21 protein-coding genes and 1 tRNA gene are annotated in these 21,389 nt (G+C 51.3%); 3 read left to right on the top strand and 19 right to left on the bottom strand.

Annotated features, from left to right (window positions below):
* Positions 1 to 23: 23 nt before the first annotated feature.
* The 14 genes from NQ534_RS02670 to NQ534_RS02735 all read right to left on the bottom strand — a co-directional run bounded on the left by NQ534_RS02670 (position 24) and on the right by NQ534_RS02735 (position 15,190).
* Positions 24 to 1,217 (bottom strand): metallophosphoesterase, encoded by a 1,194-nt coding sequence (locus NQ534_RS02670; RefSeq protein WP_006863540.1) that lies wholly within the window; start codon positions 1,215 to 1,217, stop codon positions 24 to 26.
* Between the two features lie 36 nt (positions 1,218 to 1,253).
* Positions 1,254 to 2,051, bottom strand: a complete 798-nt coding sequence (spo0A, locus tag NQ534_RS02675; RefSeq protein ID WP_040784684.1) for a sporulation transcription factor Spo0A — start codon at positions 2,049 to 2,051, stop codon at positions 1,254 to 1,256.
* A gap of 179 nt (positions 2,052 to 2,230) precedes the next feature.
* Positions 2,231 to 2,776, bottom strand: a complete 546-nt coding sequence (locus NQ534_RS02680; protein ID WP_006863538.1) for a beta-class carbonic anhydrase — start codon at positions 2,774 to 2,776, stop codon at positions 2,231 to 2,233.
* Positions 2,777 to 2,871: 95 nt separating this feature from the next.
* Complete coding sequence (locus NQ534_RS02685) at positions 2,872 to 5,589, bottom strand: translation factor GTPase family protein (RefSeq protein WP_040784682.1); 2,718 nt, start codon at positions 5,587 to 5,589, stop codon at positions 2,872 to 2,874.
* Between the two features lie 160 nt (positions 5,590 to 5,749).
* Positions 5,750 to 6,328, bottom strand: coding sequence for an ATP-binding protein (locus NQ534_RS02690; RefSeq protein WP_006863535.1), 579 nt, complete (start codon positions 6,326 to 6,328; stop codon positions 5,750 to 5,752).
* Positions 6,325 to 7,092, bottom strand: coding sequence for an AlbA family DNA-binding domain-containing protein (locus NQ534_RS02695; RefSeq protein ID WP_242655394.1), 768 nt, complete (start codon positions 7,090 to 7,092; stop codon positions 6,325 to 6,327). The genes NQ534_RS02690 and NQ534_RS02695 overlap by 4 nt, the downstream gene beginning before the upstream one ends.
* Before the next feature lie 83 nt (positions 7,093 to 7,175).
* Positions 7,176 to 7,319, bottom strand: coding sequence for a DUF4337 domain-containing protein (locus tag NQ534_RS02700; RefSeq protein ID WP_143115839.1), 144 nt, complete (start codon positions 7,317 to 7,319; stop codon positions 7,176 to 7,178).
* Positions 7,320 to 7,406: 87 nt separating this feature from the next.
* Positions 7,407 to 8,180, bottom strand: a complete 774-nt coding sequence (locus NQ534_RS02705) for a hypothetical protein (RefSeq protein WP_157200757.1) — start codon at positions 8,178 to 8,180, stop codon at positions 7,407 to 7,409.
* A 135-nt stretch (positions 8,181 to 8,315) separates the two neighbouring features.
* Entirely contained in the window at positions 8,316 to 9,284 is a 969-nt protein-coding gene (locus NQ534_RS02710) for a hypothetical protein (RefSeq protein ID WP_006863532.1), read from the bottom strand.
* Between the two features lie 195 nt (positions 9,285 to 9,479).
* Positions 9,480 to 10,322: an ABC transporter ATP-binding protein gene (locus tag NQ534_RS02715; protein ID WP_006863531.1), complete on the bottom strand. Its 843-nt coding sequence runs from the start codon at positions 10,320 to 10,322 to the stop codon at positions 9,480 to 9,482.
* Between the two features lie 6 nt (positions 10,323 to 10,328).
* On the bottom strand, positions 10,329 to 11,129 hold the full coding sequence (locus NQ534_RS02720; protein WP_006863530.1) for an ABC transporter permease: 801 nt from the start codon (positions 11,127 to 11,129) through the stop codon (positions 10,329 to 10,331).
* Positions 11,130 to 11,272: 143 nt separating this feature from the next.
* Positions 11,273 to 12,430 carry an ABC transporter substrate-binding protein gene (locus NQ534_RS02725; protein ID WP_006863529.1) on the bottom strand — a complete coding sequence of 386 codons (1,158 nt, stop codon included), beginning with the start codon at positions 12,428 to 12,430 and terminating at the stop codon, positions 11,273 to 11,275.
* Positions 12,431 to 12,498: 68 nt separating this feature from the next.
* The gene (cooS, locus tag NQ534_RS02730) at positions 12,499 to 14,634 is read right to left on the bottom strand and encodes an anaerobic carbon-monoxide dehydrogenase catalytic subunit (protein WP_006863528.1); all 2,136 of its coding nucleotides are present in this window, start codon (positions 14,632 to 14,634) and stop codon (positions 12,499 to 12,501) included.
* Between the two features lie 337 nt (positions 14,635 to 14,971).
* Positions 14,972 to 15,190, bottom strand: a complete 219-nt coding sequence (locus NQ534_RS02735) for a DUF378 domain-containing protein (RefSeq protein ID WP_040784680.1) — start codon at positions 15,188 to 15,190, stop codon at positions 14,972 to 14,974.
* A 244-nt stretch (positions 15,191 to 15,434) separates the two neighbouring features.
* Between NQ534_RS02735 and NQ534_RS02740 the strand changes: the two genes are divergently transcribed.
* Both NQ534_RS02740 and NQ534_RS02745 read left to right on the top strand, forming a co-directional pair.
* Entirely contained in the window at positions 15,435 to 16,202 is a 768-nt protein-coding gene (locus tag NQ534_RS02740) for a putative ABC transporter permease (RefSeq protein ID WP_157200756.1), read from the top strand.
* A 24-nt stretch (positions 16,203 to 16,226) separates the two neighbouring features.
* On the top strand, positions 16,227 to 16,805 hold the full coding sequence (locus tag NQ534_RS02745) for a xanthine phosphoribosyltransferase (RefSeq protein WP_006863523.1): 579 nt from the start codon (positions 16,227 to 16,229) through the stop codon (positions 16,803 to 16,805).
* 21 nt (positions 16,806 to 16,826) lie between these two features.
* Here the strand turns inward: NQ534_RS02745 and NQ534_RS02750 are convergent, their stop codons facing one another.
* On the bottom strand, positions 16,827 to 16,985 hold the full coding sequence (locus NQ534_RS02750; RefSeq protein WP_157200755.1) for a hypothetical protein: 159 nt from the start codon (positions 16,983 to 16,985) through the stop codon (positions 16,827 to 16,829).
* A gap of 138 nt (positions 16,986 to 17,123) precedes the next feature.
* On the opposite strand from NQ534_RS02750, the gene NQ534_RS02755 reads away from it, so the two are divergent.
* On the top strand, positions 17,124 to 17,822 hold the full coding sequence (locus NQ534_RS02755) for an NlpC/P60 family protein (RefSeq protein ID WP_006863521.1): 699 nt from the start codon (positions 17,124 to 17,126) through the stop codon (positions 17,820 to 17,822).
* Positions 17,823 to 17,899: 77 nt separating this feature from the next.
* On the opposite strand, the gene NQ534_RS02760 is transcribed toward NQ534_RS02755, so the two are convergent.
* From NQ534_RS02760 to NQ534_RS02775, 4 genes are all read right to left on the bottom strand, one after another.
* A tRNA-Gly gene (locus NQ534_RS02760) sits at positions 17,900 to 17,970 on the bottom strand.
* A gap of 155 nt (positions 17,971 to 18,125) precedes the next feature.
* On the bottom strand, positions 18,126 to 19,067 hold the full coding sequence (locus NQ534_RS02765; RefSeq protein WP_040784720.1) for a GTP-binding protein: 942 nt from the start codon (positions 19,065 to 19,067) through the stop codon (positions 18,126 to 18,128).
* Positions 19,068 to 19,291: 224 nt separating this feature from the next.
* Positions 19,292 to 20,677 (bottom strand): sensor histidine kinase, encoded by a 1,386-nt coding sequence (locus tag NQ534_RS02770; RefSeq protein WP_040784678.1) that lies wholly within the window; start codon positions 20,675 to 20,677, stop codon positions 19,292 to 19,294.
* A gap of 1 nt (position 20,678) precedes the next feature.
* Positions 20,679 to 21,371, bottom strand: coding sequence for a response regulator transcription factor (locus NQ534_RS02775; RefSeq protein ID WP_040784676.1), 693 nt, complete (start codon positions 21,369 to 21,371; stop codon positions 20,679 to 20,681).
* Positions 21,372 to 21,389: the final 18 nt, after the last annotated feature.

The following is a 21,389-nucleotide window of genomic DNA, read 5'->3' on the forward strand; positions in this document are numbered from 1 at the left end:
AAAACGGCGCTATTTACACGCCGTTAAGAAAAGTTTACCTCTATCATGCAGATTTCTGATTTTGTGCCCACGCGCATAAACGGACCGAACACGCCGATGCCGGAGGTGACAATATTGTGCATATTTCCTTTTTTCAGATAGCCGCAGGAATTTTCCCACTTCAGATCCGTGATAATATTCGCCGGGAACATCTGCCCATCGTGCGTGTGTCCGCAAAGGTCCAGATCCACCCCGGCGTCGGCAAGCTCCTGCAGCTCGCGCGGCTCGTGGTCGATCACCAGCACCGGTTTTTCCATATCCATGCCCTGCGTGATTTCCGCCGGCGTTTTCCGCACCTCAATGCCGCGGCCCGGTCGCTCGTAGTCCGCTCTGCCGTACACATAAAACATATCGTCTACCAGCACACCCTCGTCCCGCAGAAGCCGGATATCCGCCTTTTTAAGCAGCTCGTCCATGCGCGGGTCGCTCTGCTTTTTCTTATCGGAGGAAAAGGTAAAGCCCGCCAGAATCGGCTCCTCGATGTCATGATTGCCATAGCAGGCATACACGCCGTACCGGCTCTTAAGTCTTGAAAGAATCTGCGCCAGCTCTTCCGGGTCCTCCAGCGCCTCATACTGATTGTCGAAAATATCTCCGGCGATCACCACCAGGTCCGGCTCTTCGGCATTTATCTTTTCCACCATCTTTTTCATGCTTCCGTTGCTGATGTTATAGCCCAGATGCAGATCCGCCACCAGCGCAATGCGAAGCGGTCCATCGAGTCCCGCGCAGGGCTTGTCGACCGTTACCGCGTAGCGCGTCATACGTATCGTGCGCGCATTTATTATCCCATACAGGCTCACAGAAATCACAAGCACCGCACAGATTGTCCCGGCAATCACCGACCCCCGCGTGGAAAACAGCGCCTCCTTATGCACAAAGGAAACCCGGTACAGAATAAAATGCAGGATTAATGCCGCGCCGATGACCAGCGTCATGTAGAGCAGCACGCCGAGCCAGTAATTGCTGATGAGCTTCATCAGCCGCTGCAGCGGAGACGCCGGCAGGAAAAACGCAATCAGCAGACTGCCCGCAAAAAACATATACACCAGCACCACGATTGTCCGCGCCGTCACCGTCCGGAATATCCCGTGGCACGCCTGCATCCAGCGCATGATCCATACAAGCTGGATAATATTCCAGAGCACATACAGCGGCGATAAATATACCGCTACCATTTTTTCATCTCCATTTTCTTTTGTAACCTCCCGTCACTAACGGTTTTTATATTCCAGACGCACCTTGTCGGCAATCAGGGCAATAAATTCCGAATTGGTCGGCTTGCCCTTTCCGCCGTTCACCGTATAGCCGAACAGCTCATCAATCGTGTCCATCTTTCCGCGGCTCCACGCCACCTCGATGGCATGGCGGATGGCTCTCTCCACCCGGCTGGGCGTCGTCTGGTGCTTCTTTGCAATCATCGGATACAGAATCTTGGTGATGGAATTGAGCATTTCCATATCGTTTACCGACATGATAATGGCGTCCCTCAGATACTGGTATCCTTTAATGTGCGCCGGAACGCCGATTTCGTGGATGATATTTGTCACATCTGTCTCCAGGTTGCGCTCCATGTATTCGCTCTTGCTCTCGTAGGCGTTCACCTTGCGCACCTCCGCAAAGTTGCGCTCCCGCTCCTTGCGCACATGATGTATCCGGTTGAGCACCATATCGTTGTCGAACGGCTTTAATATGTAATAATCCGCGCCGAGCTCAAAGGCATCCTCTGTAATCTTCTCCTGCCCGATAGCCGTAATCACAATGAACGCCGGCCGCTTCTTTATCGCGGCATCCTGGTTGACTTTCTGCATAACGCTCAGACCATCCACCTTCGGCATGATAATATCCAGAAGCACCACGTCCGGCTCCTTCTGTCTGATAATATTTACAAGGTCCTCGCCGTTTCCGGCTTTCCCCACTACTTCCAGATCCTTATCGCTGCTGACAATGCTGTCGAGCAGCTGTACCATCCTCTCATTGTCGTCCGCGATTGCAACATGTAATTTTTCCAACAGTCTGTCCTCCAATTATTTCCAATCATTACAGCTATTATAGCTTTAGATAATTATCATAATCAAGAAGATTTCATCGTAAACATTCGACATTATTCGTCAGGTGCCGGCTCCGCCCGCACCTGACTTCGCAAATCCATTCTGAATTCGCTTCGCGAATGGGATTTGCCCACACTTGCTTATTCCACCACCGGGTAGAGCTCGCCGGTCTCGGTATCCATGATATAACCGGTAATGGTTACGTCCTTCGGGATGAGCGGATGCTCCCGCAGCGTCCGCACGGTATCCTCCACCGATTCGCGGATGGTATTAAAGCCGCACAGCCATTTTTCGAAATCCACGCCGGCATATTTGAGCATTTCAATCTGCTCCATCGAAATGCCGCGCTGCTGCAGATGACCTAAGATCAGGTCGGCGTCAATGTGCTGCACGCCGCAGTCGGTGTGTCCGATTACCATGACCTCCTCCACGCCGAGCTCGACAATCGCAACCAGCAGGCTGCGCACCACGCTGCCGAAGGGATGCGTGACAACCGCGCCCGCATTTTTGATGATTTTGGCATCACCGTTTTTTATGCCGAGCGCCGCCGGCAAAAGCTCCGTCAGCCGCGTGTCCATGCAGGACAGAATCGCCAGCTTTTTCTCCGGATATTTGCCCGCCCGGTATTTTTCGTATTCTTTATTTGCCACAAATTGTTTGTTATATGCCAGAATTTCCTCTCTCATAGCCTGTCTTCCTTTCTCATGTTATTTTGAATGTCTTTTCTTCTGTATAGTTCTCCTTTACCAGACAGCCCGTTTCTTCCAGTTGTACATCATGTTTATGAATTTTTCTTTTCTTCTGGTTGCTCTGCGAAACTCCTTCTTCCCAGACGAATGTCCTCCATCAGCGCCGCCAGATCCTCCGGAAGCTTGTCAAAAAGCTTTTCTCCGGTGCGCTTCTGCCCCGTCAGATAATCTCTGCGGATTTCGCTGCACGACGCTTCAATTTCCTCCAGAAGTCCCGCCGCCGACAGCCGGGATGCCCCCGCGCCCCAGATAATCATCTGCTCCAGCGCGTCCGAGGTCGCCACCGTTACATGATGCTGCGGACTGATTTTATGTACCGTTTTCTCGATATACTGGTCCGCGGTTTCCGCCTCCCTGGTGTATACCACATAAATATTGTGATACTTCTGCACGGAACCGGTTCCTCCCTCCACCCTGTAGGCATCAAATACCAGAATGACCGTATTTTTCCGGAATCCCTGGTAATTGCAGAGGATGTCCGCCAGCCTGCCGCGGGCGCTTTCAATATTTATCCGCGCCAGCTCGCGCAGCTCCTCCCAGGCAAAAATGATATTGTAGCCGTCCACCAGCAGATATTCCTCCTTCGGCGTCTCCCTGCGCGGCCCTCCGGTATTTCCCGTTTCCGCCGTGCGCGCCGGGGAAAAACGGCTGCGTCCCCAGCCGCTGCGCGCTTCCTTTCCGGCGCCGTAGGTTCTGGTGAAAATTTCCTCCAGCTCTTTGTCGGACGCCCATCCGCCCAAAGAGGCGCCCTTTTCCCGCACCGGCGCCATCTGCTTCTCCTGCGGCTCCTCCCGGCTTCCGTCAGAAAAATGACTTTCCACATGCATATAATCCCGCACGCTGTCCCAGGGCACATAAAACCCGGCGCCATGCGCGCAGAACACCGAGCCGGAGGGGTTGTCCGTATCCGCATCCGGGTCGTATGCCGCAGCGGCGATAATCTCCTCCTGGTTGTGACACGGCTCATATCCCTTCAGAGAGCAGAACAGCCGCCCGCGCCCTTTTGTGTACGCCGTCACTTCCTTCTGATAATCGCCCACCGACGATGCCGGAACCGTCCCGCGCAGCACGGAATAATCCCCCTCCTGCTCCGGCTGTGAAAAAACGCCGTGCATTCTGGTAAAATCCGCCATTGCCCGCCCGATATTTTCCTGCGGCACCTCCAGGCGGAACTCGTATACCGGCTCCAGCAGGATGCTCTCTGTGCTGCGAAGCCCCTGCCGCACGGCACGCCAGGCGGCTTCCCGGAAATCGCCGCCCTCCGTATGCTTCAGATGCGCTCTTCCGGCGATTACCGTAATTTTCATATCGGTAATCTGCGCGCCCGTCAGCACGCCCACATGCTTTTTCTCCGCCAGATTTGTCAGAATCAGCCGCTGCCAGTTTCTGTCCAGCTCATCCTCGCTCACTGCGGTGTCAAATACCAGACCGCTTCCGCGCTCGCCAGGCTCCAGCAAAAGATGCACCTCCGCATAGTGGCGCAGCGGTTCAAAGTGCCCGACGCCCTCCACCGGCTTTGTGATAGTCTCCTTATATACAATGCTTCCCTTTCCAAAGGAGACCTCCGTCCCGAAACGCTCACGGATAATGCTCTGCAGAATTTCCATCTGCACCTCGCCCATTACCTGCGCATGGATTTCCCCGGTGTCCTCCTCCCAGGAAATGCGCAGCAGCGGGTCTTCCTCCTCAAGCTGTCTGAGCTTTCCCAGCATCCCGTGCACATCGCAGCCCTCCGGAAGCATCACCCGGTAGCGCAGCACCGGCTCCAGCGCGGGCTGCACGCCCTCCGTCTGCGCGCCAAGCCCCTCTCCCGGCAGGATATCCGCCAGCCCGGTAACAGCACAGACGCTGCCCGCCTCCGCCTCCTGCACCACCTGGTAATTTGCACCGGAATATATACGGATCTGGTCCACCTTCCCGGCGGGCAGCGCCGTTTTCACCTTCAGACTACCGCCGGTGATTTTAAGGTGTGTCAGCCGGTTGCCCTGCGCATCGCGCGAGATCTTATATACCCGTGCTGAAAAATCTTCCGGATAAACCGGCGCGCTGGTATATCCGGAGAGCACCGCCAGAAATTCCTCTACGCCCTGGTTTTTCAGCGCCGACCCGAAGCAGCAGGGAAACACCCTGCGCTCCCGGATCAGACGGCGGATTTCTTCGTCCGTCACGGTTTCCGTCTCCAGATACCGTTCCAGCGTCTCCTCGTCGCACATCGCCAGATTTTCCTTAAGCTCTCCCTGCGGCGCGCCAAAATCCAGGCAATGTCCGTCCAGCCGCTCCTGCAGGGCAGCGAGTACCGCTTCCCGCCCGGCACTCTCCTGGTCCATTTTATTGACAAACACAAACACCGGAATCTGATAACGCTGCAGCAGCTTCCAGAGCGTCAGCACATGCCCCTGCACGCCGTCCGCCTGGCTGATGACCAGAATGGCATAATCCAGCACCTGCAGCGTGCGCTCCATTTCTGCTGAAAAATCCACATGTCCGGGCGTATCCAGCAGCGTCACCTCCTTATCCCCCAGCGAAAGAATCGCCTGCTTGGAAAAAATCGTGATGCCGCGCGCCCGTTCCAGTTCATAATTGTCCAGGAACGCATTGCCGTGGTCTACCCTGCCCATTGTGCGGATACTGCCCTGCCGGTACAACATACTCTCCGCCAGTGTCGTCTTCCCCGCGTCCACATGCGCGAGAATACCGACGCAGATGTGTTTTTTTATTTTTTCTGATTTATTTTCTGAGGAATTTCCCATAGAAAATGCCCCTTTCTGCACTATCCTTTTTCTATATTTTCGTCCTTTATTTTTCCCTGTTGCTTCTGCTTTTCCAGCTTTAACAGGCTCCCCTGCCAACAGGATTGAATATCTTCATCAAAGCTTTGTTTCCAGGTTTCTGATATTCCTCCTGGTATAATCATTGTTTTTTTACTTCCCAGTGTCCACTTCTATGAGAACCTGTATTCTCAATCACGCCTTTGTCTACCAGTTTTTTCATTGTTCTTTGTACTTTGCTTCTGGAAAGATTCAACTGTTTTTGTATCTCTTTCTGTGTTATTTTTGAATTTTCCTTCAATAATTCGCACAATCTTCTTTCGAGTTCCGTTAAAATACTATTTTCAGCTTCATTTTTAGCTTCATTTTCAGCCTCGTTCAGGAGCTTTTTATAATTCAAATTTTTTAACGTTACCATAAACAGGACTCGGTCCGAGTAAAATTCCGGTTCCATACCCGGCTGATAATTCACCGCATTTTCATATGCCTCACGAATTTTATTCAATCCGCTCCCCTGACGTTCCATGTATCCCAGCCGTCCAAATATATCCGCCAATATCGGATTTCTCCTTGTAGATGGAATTGTATCAATATTTCTATCCTGTATTTTCGTTCCATCCGGCATTCCTCCCGGAGAATAAATCACAAGACGATCATCGAAAATATCTATATGCACTTCACTTCCATTAACCAGATAATCCCTGTGTATCAGTCCATTCACAAGACTTTCAAAAACACTCCGTTCACAAAAATCCGGCATTTCAATTCTGGAATCAGCTGTTTTTTCCAGAGCGTTTTCATGTTCCTTTTTACAAAGCGGACACCCTCTTCCAGCAGAATAATCAGACTTCCGCTGTACTCTGCACTGTCCAGGGCGTCAATCTGACCGCCACTCTTATCCAGCCCATTCCAGTGTGTGCAAAACAGCCGGGAATATCGAATCGGGCAATTATCTGCGAGTAAAGCTCCCGCATTGGTCAGCTTTCCTTTATCATTAACAATTCCAAATGATTCAAAACTTTTCTCCGGCATACTCGCCCTGTTCCATTCCATGAAACGCTCCCGCAGTTTTGAAAAAGAGAAGTCCTTGAAATCATACTCTGTCATCAAGGAATCAAAAGAAGTATTTTTTCCGCGCAGCACAAGCCGTTTCAATTCTGCCGCGTTTGCCGCAACCGACTCATTCCCAAGCCGGATGAAAGCCTCCGTACTTCCATCTCCATGATAGTAATAGGGAGTTTCCTGCCCTTTCATCACCTCAACAATAAGCAGATTTTTTCCATCCTCTGTACTTTGAATCTGCATTGTAACCTCTGGAAATGGGTCAATACGCTCTTTTATTTTCTGGCTGACGAATTCAGATGCATTTTTTATATCCTCAATTCCGATTACAGTATCATCGTCTGCAATACCAAAAATCAATACGCCACCATTTCCGTTCGCAAATGCACTGACACTTTTTAGCCAGCTTTTCGGTTTCCGCATTTCTACTTCCTGTTTTTTATCGTATTCAGTAGTTTCTCCCAAAAACTCTGATAATTTCAAATCCGCACCTCTTTTCCGAATTTTTATCCGCGCTCCAAAAATCCTATAATTGAAAAGCCCAGACCTACAATCCCAATTCCAATCGTCAGCAGTTCTATTCCCGATGAACAAAGAGAAACTACGATAGCAAAGAGCAGTATTGCAATACCTAATCCGATTTTTTTCATAGAAAATGCCCCTTTCTGCTGTTCATAATAATCTATTGATTATCATAACACAGAAAGGGGCATTCGTCGATAAGCGAAAGCTCCCTTTTATTTTAGAATTTTATAGGACACCATAGATACATATTCCCGTTCTATTTCTGCGTGTAACTTAAACATTTCCACCTGCGTTCGACATTTTTCCAGTTTTTGAAAAAACACATCACTCACTGTGTATGCCTGTTGTGGAGATACCCCGCCTTCAATCGCTGCCCTCGACGCAAGCGTCAGTCCTGCTGCCACCATATATTCCAACTGTTTCATGCTTCCTTCCGCCAGCTTCCCAATTTCATCCGTCAGATGCAGTTTATCAAATACCGGTGCCTCAAAATACGCTATATCTCCTTTTCTGATTGCATCCAGATATTCCTGCTCATATTCGTACTCTACATGTTTCCTTTCTTTTTCAGAAGAATCAAATCGATAATTTGTTAATTCGCTCTCTGTTTTTGTTTTTTCTATTGATGTAATCTGATTAAATCCCAGAATCTCTGTTTCTTCTATTTTCTGACCACATATTACATACGCAGACATTGATAAAATATTAGCCAGTTCCAGAACTGTCATCCGGGGAATATTCAGATACCGCTGTGTCAAATGATGCTTTTTCCGATAATAATATATACCGTTTCTTTGTTCCGTATCTGTTGTTATATTAACAGGACCTCCGATATATAAATTCTTATCCCTGTCTTCCAATGCAATATACGCCACCCACTCATCTTCTGTCATTAAAAGCGGCTCATTCTGCAATTTTTTTCTTTCCCTTATACGTTCGTACAAAAGCGGATCTAAAAGAAACGGATCGTCATCCCGCTCTTTCATGCCAATACTTTCTAATAAATTACCTTCGTTATCATATATATGGATTGAAAGCCGTTTATTTACAAAAAGCCTTTCAAACCAGAAAGAATACTGAGACATAGGGCATTACCTCCCTGCTTCTATTTCCATCCTTTTTCAATTTCCCTTACTCCTGCTGCAGGTATTCTCTGACAATTTTCTTTTCATTTTATTTGCCGAATGAACACTGTAACTTCCTATGCCTGATACCAGCAGACATACCACAGAACCGGTAACCCCATTCATAAGTTTTACCAAAAGTCCCTGCCCATCGCCAAAGGAAGCGAACATCGCTGTCTGCAATGACAGAATGGAAACACAGGCATCAATGTAACCAATATCGCGAATCGCCATTAAAAGCGGTGACTTAAATTTCCGGACTTTTACTACGTTAACAATCGAAATGGTAATTTTGTAAAATGTATAAGTAGCTACCGCATAAATTAAAAGTCCCGGATACCTTTTTCCATCCTCCCCGCATACCAGGAGAATAACCATCCCACCCAACGCAACTGTCATAATCAAAAATAATATTCCACATTTATGGTAAACAGAAATCTCTTCCGCCATCAGTTCATCACTCTGCTCTCTCTTTGCCATTTTCCTGTCATATCTTACTGTCAGAAAACGCATCACACTTAACAAGATATAATAAGCGGATAAAGTACCATACCATGCAGACCGGCTGTAGATTCCGATTACTCCATTAAAAAGCGCAAATATCACATTTAAAATCAATCCGGGAACTGCAAACATCACAGTGCGGTATCTATAATCTCCCGCCATACGGCGTGTAAATGCATTTTCCTCAATTCCCGTTCTGACTTTTTCTTTTACTCCATACCGCATATCCATAGCCAGATAATAGCCCGCCGAAAACAACGTAACTGCTGCTATCCCGTAAATTATAATCCCGACAATACTGCCAAATACTTCTGTAACAACCTGTACAAGTGACAGTGTTACAAAAAAAATCGTTATTAAATATAAAAGTATCCGGTAACGCAACCTTAAAACAGGCATTTTTATTTTTGATACTCTCTTTCCCAACGCTTTCCAGTCAGGTATCTTTTTCCTGTCTGACATAGAATCCTCCCACAATGCTCTGGTGTCCCAAAAAAGTGCAGCAGATATTCCGCCGCACTTTCCCCTGTTTTAATCCTTTAATAAAAGGCATCAGACAAAGAAGAATAACAATTCATTCTTTATTATTTATAATATATCATCAGATTGTTTTTGTAATGTTTAACTTTTGTTTCAGTTTTATTAATCTTTTCCGGACTAAATGTAATACTCCACTGTTCTCTCGGTTTTCATGTTGAAGACTGCAAATATTTTGTCCCTCATCATAATAAATTCGTCGGAGGTACGGTCTCTGACATGACCGAGCTGCACGTCGACAATGCTCCTGATCCTGCCGGGGTTCGGCGTCATAACGACGATCCGGTCCGCCAGAAACACCGCTTCTTCGATGTCATGGGTGACAAAAACGATTGTCTTTTTCTCCTCATCCGACAGTCTGCGCACATCATCCTGGAGCTTCATCCGCGTGATGGCGTCCAGCGCGCCGAACGGTTCATCCATAAACAAAATCTCCGGGTCTGCCGCCAGCGCCCTGGCTATCGCCACCCGCTGCTGCATTCCTCCCGACAGTTGTCCGGGATGATGGTGCCGGAAATCGCCAAGCCCCACCATTTCAAGATATCTGTCAGCAATTTTACTGCGCTGCGCCCTGGGAAGCTTTTTCGTCTCCAGCCCCAGCTCCACGTTTTTGCGGACCGTCCTCCAGGGAAGCAGACCGTAATTCTGGAATATCGTCACATAGCGCGGATCCGGCCTTTTCACCGCCTCCCCGTCTATGGCGACGCTTCCCTTGGCAGCTTTCTCAAATCCCGCCATCACGTTCAGAAGGGTCGTCTTGCCGCAGCCGGACGGCCCCAGAAGACAGATAAATTCCCCTTTCCCGACAAAGAGCGATACATCATCCAGCGCCCGGAACTCCCCTTTCTTCTGCGCATATGTCACGGTTACATTTCTGACATCGATATAGGCACTGTTATCTGTGTGCGCTCTGTTTTCTGTCTGCGCTCTGTTTTCTGTCTGCGCTCTGTTTTCTGTCTGCATCTTTCCTCACCTGCCCTTTCCGTATTCCGGCGCACGAAAGCCCCAGATCTGCGCCACCTTTTTCTCAAACAATCCTATCAGAAAATCCAGCGCAAGCCCCACCAGTCCGATCGTCAGCATGACCGCCAGCAGCGCATCCGCGCGGATACAGTTTTTCGCGTCCATGACCAGAAAGCCCAGCCCGGTCTGGGAACCCACCATTTCTCCCGATACCAGGAAGATCCAGCAGGTGCCAAGCGCCATGTGAAGGCTGGAGGCAATCTGTGGAAACACCGCCGGAAATACAATTTTCAGCAGCGTCTCCGGCTGTGACAGTCTGAAGTTTTCCGCCACCTTCAGGTAGACCCGGTCCACATTCTTCACTGCCGCAGCTGTGGAGAGCAGCACCGGAAAAAATCCGGCAATAAAGATAATGGCAATCGCCGGGACATCCCCGATTCCCACCCAGAGCACAATGAACGGCAGCCACGCCACCGGAGCAATGGGACGCAAAAGCTGGATGACCGGATTGACGTAAGCGAACACAGCCGGGAACCAGCCCAGCAGAAGCCCGGACAATACCCCCAGCCCCACCGACGCAAGATAGCCGGCAAGAAATCTTATCATGCTGGCCCTAAGGTGCCCGATAAGCGTAATCTGTGAGGAGCTCCCCGCCAGCCCGGTCGTGCAGAGCTCCACAAACGCCTCCAGTACCTTCCGGGGTCCCGGAAAAAGCACGGGGTTAAAATTTCCAAAAGTAACGGCAAGCTGCCAGATAAGCAGCAGCCCCGCAAAGGACAGCACTGTCCGTCTGATAACTCGAATCATGATAGGTATCTCCTTCCGGCTTTTTTATTCCCGCATACCGCAGACCCGGCACAATCGCCCGCGCACATCCGGTGTCTGCCGCGCAGCTTTTTATGCCCACGCGCATCCAGTGTATGACCCGCCGTCTGCCGCGCGATATCGGACTACTCCTGTGTCTGGTAGACAAAATCCTCATAGGCAGGCGGATTTTCATTAATTCCGTAAGCTACGACCTTATCCTCCAGCGTCTGATAAGCTTCCTTCGTAATCGCAAGGTCGTCAAAACGAATCCACTCCAGCGACTGCTCCAGCACGTCCGCATTCTGTCCCAGATACTGTTCTGCAATCTGCTGTGCCTTTTCCTTATCCAGCGATTTCCCCGCCTCGTTATATTTTTCCAGGAGAAAATCCGTTGTCTCCGGATTGTTTTCGATAAAGCTTCCGTTCAGGACCAGAGCACAGCACAGCGAATCGTCCCAGAGCTCCTCCGAATGATACAGTACATGACCAAACCCCTGGGCGACTGCCTGCGCGCCGAACGGTTCCGCCACGCAATATCCGTCGATGGAGCCGCCCGCCAGCGCCGACGGCATTTCAGAGGGCGCAAGCTGCACGACCTTCACATCGCTGATGGAAAGCCCGTTCTCCGTCAGCATATCGTTCAGCAGGATATTGTGCGACGACTGCGTGTGCGGTATCGCAAAGGTTTTTCCCTGCAGGCCGGCGGCGGATGTAATCCCGTCGGAGACGACAATCACATTCCCGTCCTTGTGTCCCAGAGCCGCCGCCTTCAAATCGATTCCCTGTCCGGCGGCGCTCATGGCAAGCTCAATCAGGACAGAGGCGCCATCGATGCGTCCCGCGTTCAGTGCGTCCGTAAGGTCTGACCAGGAGCTGAATTTTTCCAGCTCTATCACAACAGCTCCGTCCTCCGCATCCAGCAGCTCCTTCTCCGCAAGCAGAGCGAGCGCGTGGGTAATCGGCAGATATCCAAGGCGTACCACCTGCTGCCCGGACGCGGCGTCATCCCCCGCCGCTTCGCTGTCCACCGCTGCCGCATTATTTCCCGCCGCCTCGCTGTCCGCCGCTGCACTATTTCCTGCCGTCTCACTGTCCGCCGCCGTCTGCCCGGCATTTCCCCCGTTTCCGCACGCCGTCAGCGCCGCTGCCGCGAGCAGCGCAGCCAGAATCATTCCTGTCACACGCTTCCATTTTTTCATAATCGTTTTCCTCCTGTCCATTTCCATTCTGATACCATTTCTGCTCTGTCCGATGCTGTTCTGATGCCATTCCTGCTCTGTCTGATGCTGTTCTGATACCATTCCTGCTCTGTCTGATGCTGTTTTTCCAGATAGCCGGAAATGCCTGCCGCAGAAACCCCGTTATTGTATCACTCCCAGCCGAGAGCTCTTCTTTTTGCCTTTATATCCTCCACAATCTTTCTGCCCAGTGCTTTGGGGTCTGTATCCACATGCATGACCGACCCCAGCGTCTCCCTGGTCCCTTCCTTCAGAAAATGAATCACATTGGCGGAGCCGTGAATCTGCGCTTCCACACAATGATAGGAATTAACGCCCATCAGACGGAAGCCCAGCGCCGCATCGATGCCCTTCTCATTTCCCCACTCCGGAGAGGTAAACGCATACGGCATTTCGTAAATATGCTTTCCCAGCGCCTGCGCCACCCCGGCAAAAATGCCGGAGGAGCGGGTATTATCAATACATTCTCCCACATGCCAGACGGGCGGAAGGTCCGGCTGCAGAAATTCCCGCAGGCTTTCCCCTGTCCTGTCCCAGGCGGATACCGTGCAGTACCCCAGCTTCATCAGCGGAAACGCGGCGCATCCGTTTGTCAGTATCAGCACATTGTTCTCCAGCAGGACATCCGCTACATCAATGATAGCGCGCTCATACAGCACCTTGGGATTATTGCAGCCGACCATATTGACGATCCCCAGAATCTGACCGCTCTTTACCGCCTCCGCCAGCGGCCGCATACTGCCAAACCGTTTATGTACATATTCCACGGAAAATCCCACCTCCGCCTCCACCTCATACGGCGGAATAAAAACGGGAATCCCCCTTCTCGCCTCAAAGCTTTCGATTGCCCGCTCCACAATCCGCTCCGCAATCTTCTGCGTCTCGCCGATATTGGAGTGATGATGGTCATAGGCGATATGCTCCGCTCCCGGAAGCCGGGCGGAATCGCTGGTGGTAACTACTGTGGTTCTGTAGCACTTCGCCACCTCCATGATAGAGGGAAACACATCCTGCACATCCGCCACCCACAAATCCAGCGCGCCGGTGCCCATGACCAGCTCCGCCGTGACCGCATTGGAGAGCGGAATCACTCCCGCATAGCGGTACATCGCGGAAAGACCGGAGCAGCAGATTCCGTAAAAGCGGATCCCCTTCGCTCCCCTTTCCTGCGCAAGCTTCTGGTATTTCTCACTCATTCCTGTTTTTACGATCTGACTGACCAGCAAAGGTAGATGTCCGTGCACTGCAATGTTTACATAGCCCTCCTTCAGCGCGCCGATATTGACCTTCGAGGTCACCCGGTCCCCGACGCCAAACAGACTGTCCGTAGCAATATTAGATGCCACCACCCCGGTAAATGTAAACGCCAGCCCGCAGCGCAGAAACTGCTGCATAATACTCCTCCAGTCCCCGTCCGTGCCGCAGCCCGACTTGTGATACGCCTCAAAAACCTCGTGATAGGCGCTGACCGGCAGAATATCCAGCTTTTCCCAGACCTTTTGTCTTTCCTGTGGAGCACACGCTTCGATGGTTCTGTATGTATCCGGCTCCGTGCGGGAGAGATCCTCAAGCAGCGCATCCGCCAGATCGACGGCAATCTTTTTCACGCTCCGGTTTTTCGTCTTTATCCCGAACGCCTGCGCCATCGCCTTTACCTTATATTCCCCTATGATCGGAAGGTCCAGCTTCCCCTGCCCCGCCCATTTCAGAGCAAGAATCACCTCTCTGGCGTGCATACCGTGCTGTGCCGCCCCGGCAGCCGCCGAGCGCAGCAGATTTCTTGCGACGATCAGATCCGCATCCGCCCCACAGACGCCCCGCGGGCTTTTCGGCGTAATCCGGCAGGGACCCATATTACAGATTTTGCAGCAGGTTCCGGATAAGCCGTAGCTGCACAGCGGTTTCTGGCTGTCAAACCGGTCGAACGCTGTATCCGCGCCAATCTGCTCCATGTTCCGCATCATCTGGCGCACCGCCGGGTCCGGCGTCTTATCCAGCACATCCTGTCTGGAGGGAAAAGTCTTTTTATATTCCGCCACCGCTTTCATATAGTCGTCCGTAAATCCGGCTTCGTGAAAATGCTCATACAAATTGCCGTTTTCATCAATGTGCGTGTGCGTCTGCCCGCCTCCGTCCGCCGGAACCAGCACTTTCGGTATCCCGTGGTCATCAAACCCAATCAGTGCCCTGTGCTGATGCGTGCTCTCCCCGCCGCTCTTCTCCGGGTGAATACCTTCCTTTTTCTGGTAACTGCCGCCCTTTGCCATAACAAGCCCTCCTTTTTATGAAGCCGGATTCCCAGCGATTGTTTACCGGTTTTCTTCCTTCCGTAACCGTTCCTTTCACTGTCCTTATTCATATTTTTCCTATATATTTAGTAGGAATTATAGCACTGGAAAATCTTTCTGTCAACGAAAGGATATCAGATTTTATGTATTTATTTTCGTACAAAACACCTGCCGATAAAATCCCCTTCCTGCTATTTGTCGCCAGATTCGCCGCGACATCCGCCAGATATCCGTGCGGACACGGGCATCCGGCTGATTGCTTCGCAAAAAATGTCCGTCTTACAACGCAGGAAGGGGCATAACCCGAAAAGCTTCTTTACGCATGTACCTCGTCGCTGCTGCCCACTCTTCCGAAAAAGCTGAGAAGATACAGCCCGCTTAATCCTACCAGCACATAAATCAGTCTGGAAATCCAGGTCATATCCCCGAAGATCCATTTCACCAGGTCCAGACGGAAAATTCCAATCAGTCCCCAGTTGACCGCTCCGATTACCGCAATTACAAGCGCCGTATAATCAAGTCCTCTGTTCGCCATCATAACACCTCCTAGTCTGCAAAAAGATTTGCCACTGCTTCCGTGAACGGAGTGTACAATAACATTATTCCTGATTTTTCCGTAAGTATTCAGCCACGCGGAAAATATCATCCACGACTGTTGTTCCGACAGTTACATTTTTCCTCCGTAAAACAGTGGTATTTCCGGAAAATCTATGATAAACTGTAAGAAATTCCTTTGCCACGCAGACTTACATACATTATTCATACAAGGAGATTTTTTTATGGAATTACAGACACAGATTCCACCGCTTCAGATGCTCTGCTATTTTATTCTGCTCTTTATGATATTTTCCGTTGCCGGCTGGATTATGGAGGTTACGCTGAAATACATACAGTTCCGGCGTTTTATCAACCGCGGCTTTCTTATCGGTCCCTACTGCCCGATTTACGGAGCCGGCGCCGTGCTGGTCACAGCAGTGGTGCATTTTACGGCGGGCGACGACTGCACCTATTTTGAAGCTTTTCTGATCAGCTTCGTTTTCTGCAGCGCCCTCGAATATTTTGTAAGCTGGTATATGGAAAAGGTATTCCATGCCCGCTGGTGGGATTACAGCGACCGCCCCATGAATCTGGAGGGACGCATCTGGATTGGAAACTGCGTCTTATTCGGCATCGGCGGCGTGCTGGTTGTAAAGCTGATTGCGCCGGCGCTGTTTAGGCAGTTCGCGCGCATCCCGGAGAAGACGCTTTACATTATCTGCATCTGTTTTCTGCTGATACTGGCAACGGATTACGTATTCTCCCACATCGTTACCTCTATGGTACGCCGTGTCGGCGAAGCAAGCACCGGTGACAGCACCGAGCAGATAAGCCGGGAAATCCGCCGGATTCTTTCCCAGAAATCCATGCTTCACCGGCGTATCCTGGACGCTTATCCGCATATGCAGGCGCGCACAGACGCCATCCAGGAGCGGCTCGCCGAGGAGCGCCAGAAGCTGCATCAGCGTATAAAGGAAGAAAGCAGACGCTTTTACGACCGGGAAAAATAAATACAAAAGAGGGGAAAACAGGCTATGCGTATATTGGAAGAACGAATCAGAAAGGACGGCATCGTCCGTGCGGGAAATGTACTGAAGGTAGACAGCTTTATCAACCATCAGATGGACATTGCGCTGTTTGAGGAAATGGCAAAGGAATGGAAACGGCTGTTTGCCCGGAAAAATATTAACAAAATCCTCACGATCGAGGCGAGCGGCATCGGTATCGCGGCGATTGCGGCGCGGGAGTTCGGCGTCCCGGTGGTTTTTGCGAAAAAGGCAAAAAGCATCAATCTGGACAGTGATAATTATGTGACGAAAATACAGTCCTTTACGCACGGCAAAATTTACGAAGTGATTGTCTCAAAAAAATACTTATCGCCAGAGGATCATGTGCTGATTATCGATGATTTTCTGGCCAACGGCTGCGCGCTGATGGGGCTTCTGGAGCTTGTGGAGCGCGCCGGAGCCACCGTTGAGGGCATTGGCGTGGCGATTGAAAAGGGCTTCCAGCGCGGCGGCGATATGATTCGCGCAAAAGGCATCCAGCTGGAATCGCTTGCCATTGTAGAATCCATGAACGCAGAGGACGGAAGCATCGAATTCCGAAAATAACCCCTGTAAGCGGCAGCCGCATCACGCTGCCGCTTTTCTATGCCCGCGTTTCCGGAAATTCCCCATGCAATCTCCCCACATCACGCTGCCGCTTTCTATGCCCGTGTTTCCGGAAATTCCCATGCAATCTCCCCGCATCACGCTGACGTTTTCTATGCCCGTGTTTCCGGAAATTCCCATGCAATCTCCCCACATCACGCTGCCGCTTTTCTATGCCCGTATCTCAGGCGGCACCCGGTCAAATCCGCCGGAACTTCTGACATGACGCGGACATCTGGCATATGCTGATAGGGAAATCTGATTTCAGGAGGTAACAGGATGGCAGGCATTGCAGATGTCAGCGAACTGATTCGTTCGCGCGAGGGAAGAAATTCCTATACGCAGAGTTATCTGCGGGAGCACATTTTTGATGGATATTCGGACTGCTCGTCTCTGGTATGGAAATGCTATGAGCGCGGTCTGGGAATTTTTGTCGGCACATGGACCGGCGAGCAGATTGACAGGGGTACCCTTGTTCTGCAAAATACAAATGCAGGCAAAAAAAGTCTTTCGAAAAAAGATCTTGCCCTGATGCAGGAGGGCGATCTGGTTTTCTGGGGACCGTCCCGCTACGACTCCCGCCATGTGGAATATTATATGGGAGACGGCGAGCTGTCCGGGCATGGAGCCGGTATCGGTCCGGTTCGGAAAAAAGCGACAGAATACCGGCACACCTATCAGCTTCTGGAAGTGCGCCGCTATGTAAAATCCGGCAGCGGGCAGACCTCCGGCGGCAGTGACCCGGCGGACCGCAGGGAGCTGTTCCGCGGAAAATGCATCGCGGACGACGTCAACGTGCGCGTCTGGGCAGGCACCGATTATGAAAATATCAAAAGCTACCCCAGACTTTACGCCGGAGATACGGTGGAGGTGATTGATTATACACAGAAAGATAAAAACGGGGAAGACTGGTATTATGTACGCATCGCCGGAAAATACTACGGCTTTGTGAAAGCAGAATTTATCCGGAAGCTATAAAAATGCCGGAAGCTCTGCCGTGACAGGCGGAAATTTTTTTATAACAAAACCCCGGTCATATTCTGACCGGGGTATGCAGCAGATAACGGGAATCGAACCCGCCTCCCCAGCTTGGGAAGCTGGTGTTCTACCAATGAACTATATCTGCAGGAAACTTTTTACCATGACAGTATAACGCATATTCTTTTAAAATGCAAGCAAAAATTCCGCCTTACCGAAAAAACGAAAAGCAGCCCGGTAACAGTTCAAAGCTGAGCTGTTACACAGCCCGTTACTGTTCGCTCCGTTCACAGCAACGAATTGCTATACCGTCTCTGTGAGCAGCCGCCCGATTTTCTCTTTCACCAGCTCCTCCCCGATGACAATAATAACATTCTGTCCTCTGGGAATCTGTGTGATGGAAATCTCCCGGTGCGTCGCGTTCAGCTCTATCCAGCCTCCGTCCTCTGTCTGCATAAAGCCCTTTACACGGACGATATTTCCGCAGTCTGCAGCAGAGAGCAGCTTTTCCACCCTGGTGCGCAGCTCCTGCACGGGCATCTGCATATCCATGAAATAGACGGAGGAATAGCCCTGCCCGTCCTCCGGCGCGTATTTCTCATATGCCTCCTGTCTGTAACCGCAGGCAGAAATCCGCTTCCAGTCCTCTTCTGTCAGCGCATCCCACGGCTTACTGAAAATCTCGTTCTGAAACCTGCGGCGGCAACGCGCCTGCTCCATTGCGCGGTTTAAATGGGCGGTCGTTTTTTCCATAGCCTCTGCGGAAACCTCCTGGCTTCTGCTGAAGATGACCATACCGGCATCCGCCACCTCCGACGCCAGCAGATAGTCTGACTGCCGCGACAGATTGTCCTCCAGCCCGGCGTCCACAATCGCGATTACATTTCCTATCTCATACCAGTTATCCAGCGGCTCCTCACACAGCGCGTCAAAAAACTCGTCGACGTCGAAAATCCCGGAGGGTTCCACCAGCACCCGGTCGTAACCGCACATTCCCATCGCGATAAGCTTCGTTTTAAAGCGCCGCCTGTGACAGTCCTTATCGCAGGCACCGGCTACCATTTCCAGCTCGCACTGGTCGCCCTCCAGCTCCTGCAGCAGCATCATATCCACATTGACCGCCCCGTAATCATTCTCCAGAATACAGATATTCTGTCCGGCTTTCATCAGATGCTTCGCATATTTCTTTATAAATGTCGTCTTTCCGGCTCCCAGAAAGCCGGTAATCAAATCTATCTTTATCATTCCCGGTATCCTCCCGCGGCAGTATCTGTCTTTTTCATTCCCGGCAGCTTCCGGACTTTTATATCCTGCGCCGGGTACTTCCCGCTGCCTGCTCATTATACTGTACCCCGCACCGGGGTACTTCCCGCCGCCTGCTCATTATACTGTATCCCGCACCGGGGTACTTCCCGCCGCCTGCTCATTATACTATATTCCACCGGAAAAAGCCAGCGCCGGACGGGATATTATTTTACCTCCACGCAGGTCTGTCCCTTTTCCTGCGCCGCCGGGAAGGAAAAAGAGAACACGGTTCCTTCCCCGAACCGGCTTCTGACGGAAATTTCCCCGCCGTGCGCCGTCACTATCCACCGCACCATAGAAAGTCCGAGCCCGGAGCTTCCCTCCGCCGTTCTGGCAGTATCCGCCTGATAAAAACGCTCCCAGATATGCGGAAGGTCCTCCCTGCGGATGCCGATCCCATCGTCCCGGATTTCCCCTTTTATCCGTCCGCCTTCCAGCCCGGCCGTCACCAGAATATGTCCCTGCTCTTTTCCATATGTAACGGCATTGTTCAGCAGATTCATCCAGAAACGGATTAAAAGTGTTTCATCCCCCCGCAGAAGCAACCCGCTCTCCGTCCGGCACTTTATGGTGATCTGCCTGCGGTCCGCCATTTCCCTTGCTTCCTCACACGCCATGAGCGTCAGCTCGCCAAAATCCAGCTCCTCCAGCTCCAGCTTCTGCCGCCCCTGGTCAGCGCGCGTCAGAAACAAAAGCTGGGAAATCATCTGGGAAAGATACTGCGTTTTCGCATCTATCGTCAGCAGCCCCTCCCTGACAGGAGCTGTCAGGTCTTCCCGCTCCAGCAGATCCTCGCACTGGAGCATAACAGAAGCCACCGGCGTGCGCAGCTCATGCGAGACGTCGGAGGAAAACTGCCGCTCCCGCTGAAAGCTTTCTTCCACCTGCGTCAGCATCTGATCAAACGTCTCTGCCAGACGGTAAATCTCGTCGTTTCCCTCGCCCAGCGCAACTCTTCTCGACAGGTCGCCGTCGTTTTGTATCTGCCGCACAGTCTCCGTGATCCTGGCAACCGGCCGCAGGGTACGCTGTGTCATCCGGTAGCCTGTCACCGCTGTCAGAATTACCAGCAGCGGCAGCAGAATCATTGCCAGACGGATGGTAAAGCGATAGCTTGCCTCCGCCTCCGTGATGGATGATACCCCGCGGATTACCACAGAGCCATAATCCGGAATCGCATAAAAGAAATCCAGCAGATAATAGCTCACATTGTTTGTCGTAAATTTGCGGATACTGCCATCCTCAAACAGCGCGGAATTGTCGAAATCATACGGCACTCTTCCGTACAGAAGCCTTCCGTCCGCATCGTAAATGGACAGATAGACGCCGTATTCCAGATCCATAATATCCGAATCAAAGGTAAGCTCCCCGTCATCGTACCGGATGTCGTCCGCCGCCCCGGCAACCTTCTGCTCCAGCCTGCTCTGGACCCCCGCGAGCAGCTCCTGCCCGCTCAGCGAAAACAGGATGCCAAGGATTCCGCAGACCACCGCCGTCATCAGAATCGTATATAAAAGCGTCAGTTTTATTTTCAGAGATAACCTTTTCACTTCATCCCTCCAGCGCCGCTCCCGGCGTATCCTTCAGGACATATCCGGCGCCGCGCACCGTATGAATCAGCTTCTTTTCATATCCGTCATCGATTTTCTTTCTCAGATAGCGGATGTACACGTCTATCACATTGGAGCTGCCCGTGTAATCGTAATTCCAGATGTGCTGCTCCAGCTTTTCTCTTGAGAGCACGATTCCCGCATTCTGCACCATGTAGCGCAGAATGGAAAATTCCTTTCCGGAAAGCTTTATTTCCTTTCCGCCGCGCAGCACCTGCTGCGTATCCATATGTACCTCCAGATCCCCCACCGTACAGATATTGGTTTTTACTGCCGCCGGTTTTCTGAGCATCACACGCAGTCTTGCAAGCAGCTCCTCAAACGCAAAGGGCTTCACAAGATAATCGTCCGCCCCCGCATCCAGACCGGTTACGCGGTCCTCAATGCTGTCCATAGCCGTCAGCAGCAGAACCGGAACATGTTCCTTTCTCTGTCTGAGCTTTCTGAGAACCTGAAGTCCGTCCATCACTGGCATCATAATATCCAGGATGACGGCGTCGTATTCCGTACACTCCAGATAATCCAGCGCTTCCTGCCCGTCAAAGCAGGAATCCACGCTGTAATGCTCCGCAGCCAGCCGGTTTGAAATCAGCCGGTTCATATCCCTCTGGTCCTCCGCCACTAAAATTCTCACGTCCGTTTTCCTCCCTGC

The organism is Marvinbryantia formatexigens DSM 14469 (assembly GCF_025148285.1).
Taxonomy (GTDB): Bacteria; Bacillota; Clostridia; order Lachnospirales; family Lachnospiraceae; genus Marvinbryantia; species Marvinbryantia formatexigens.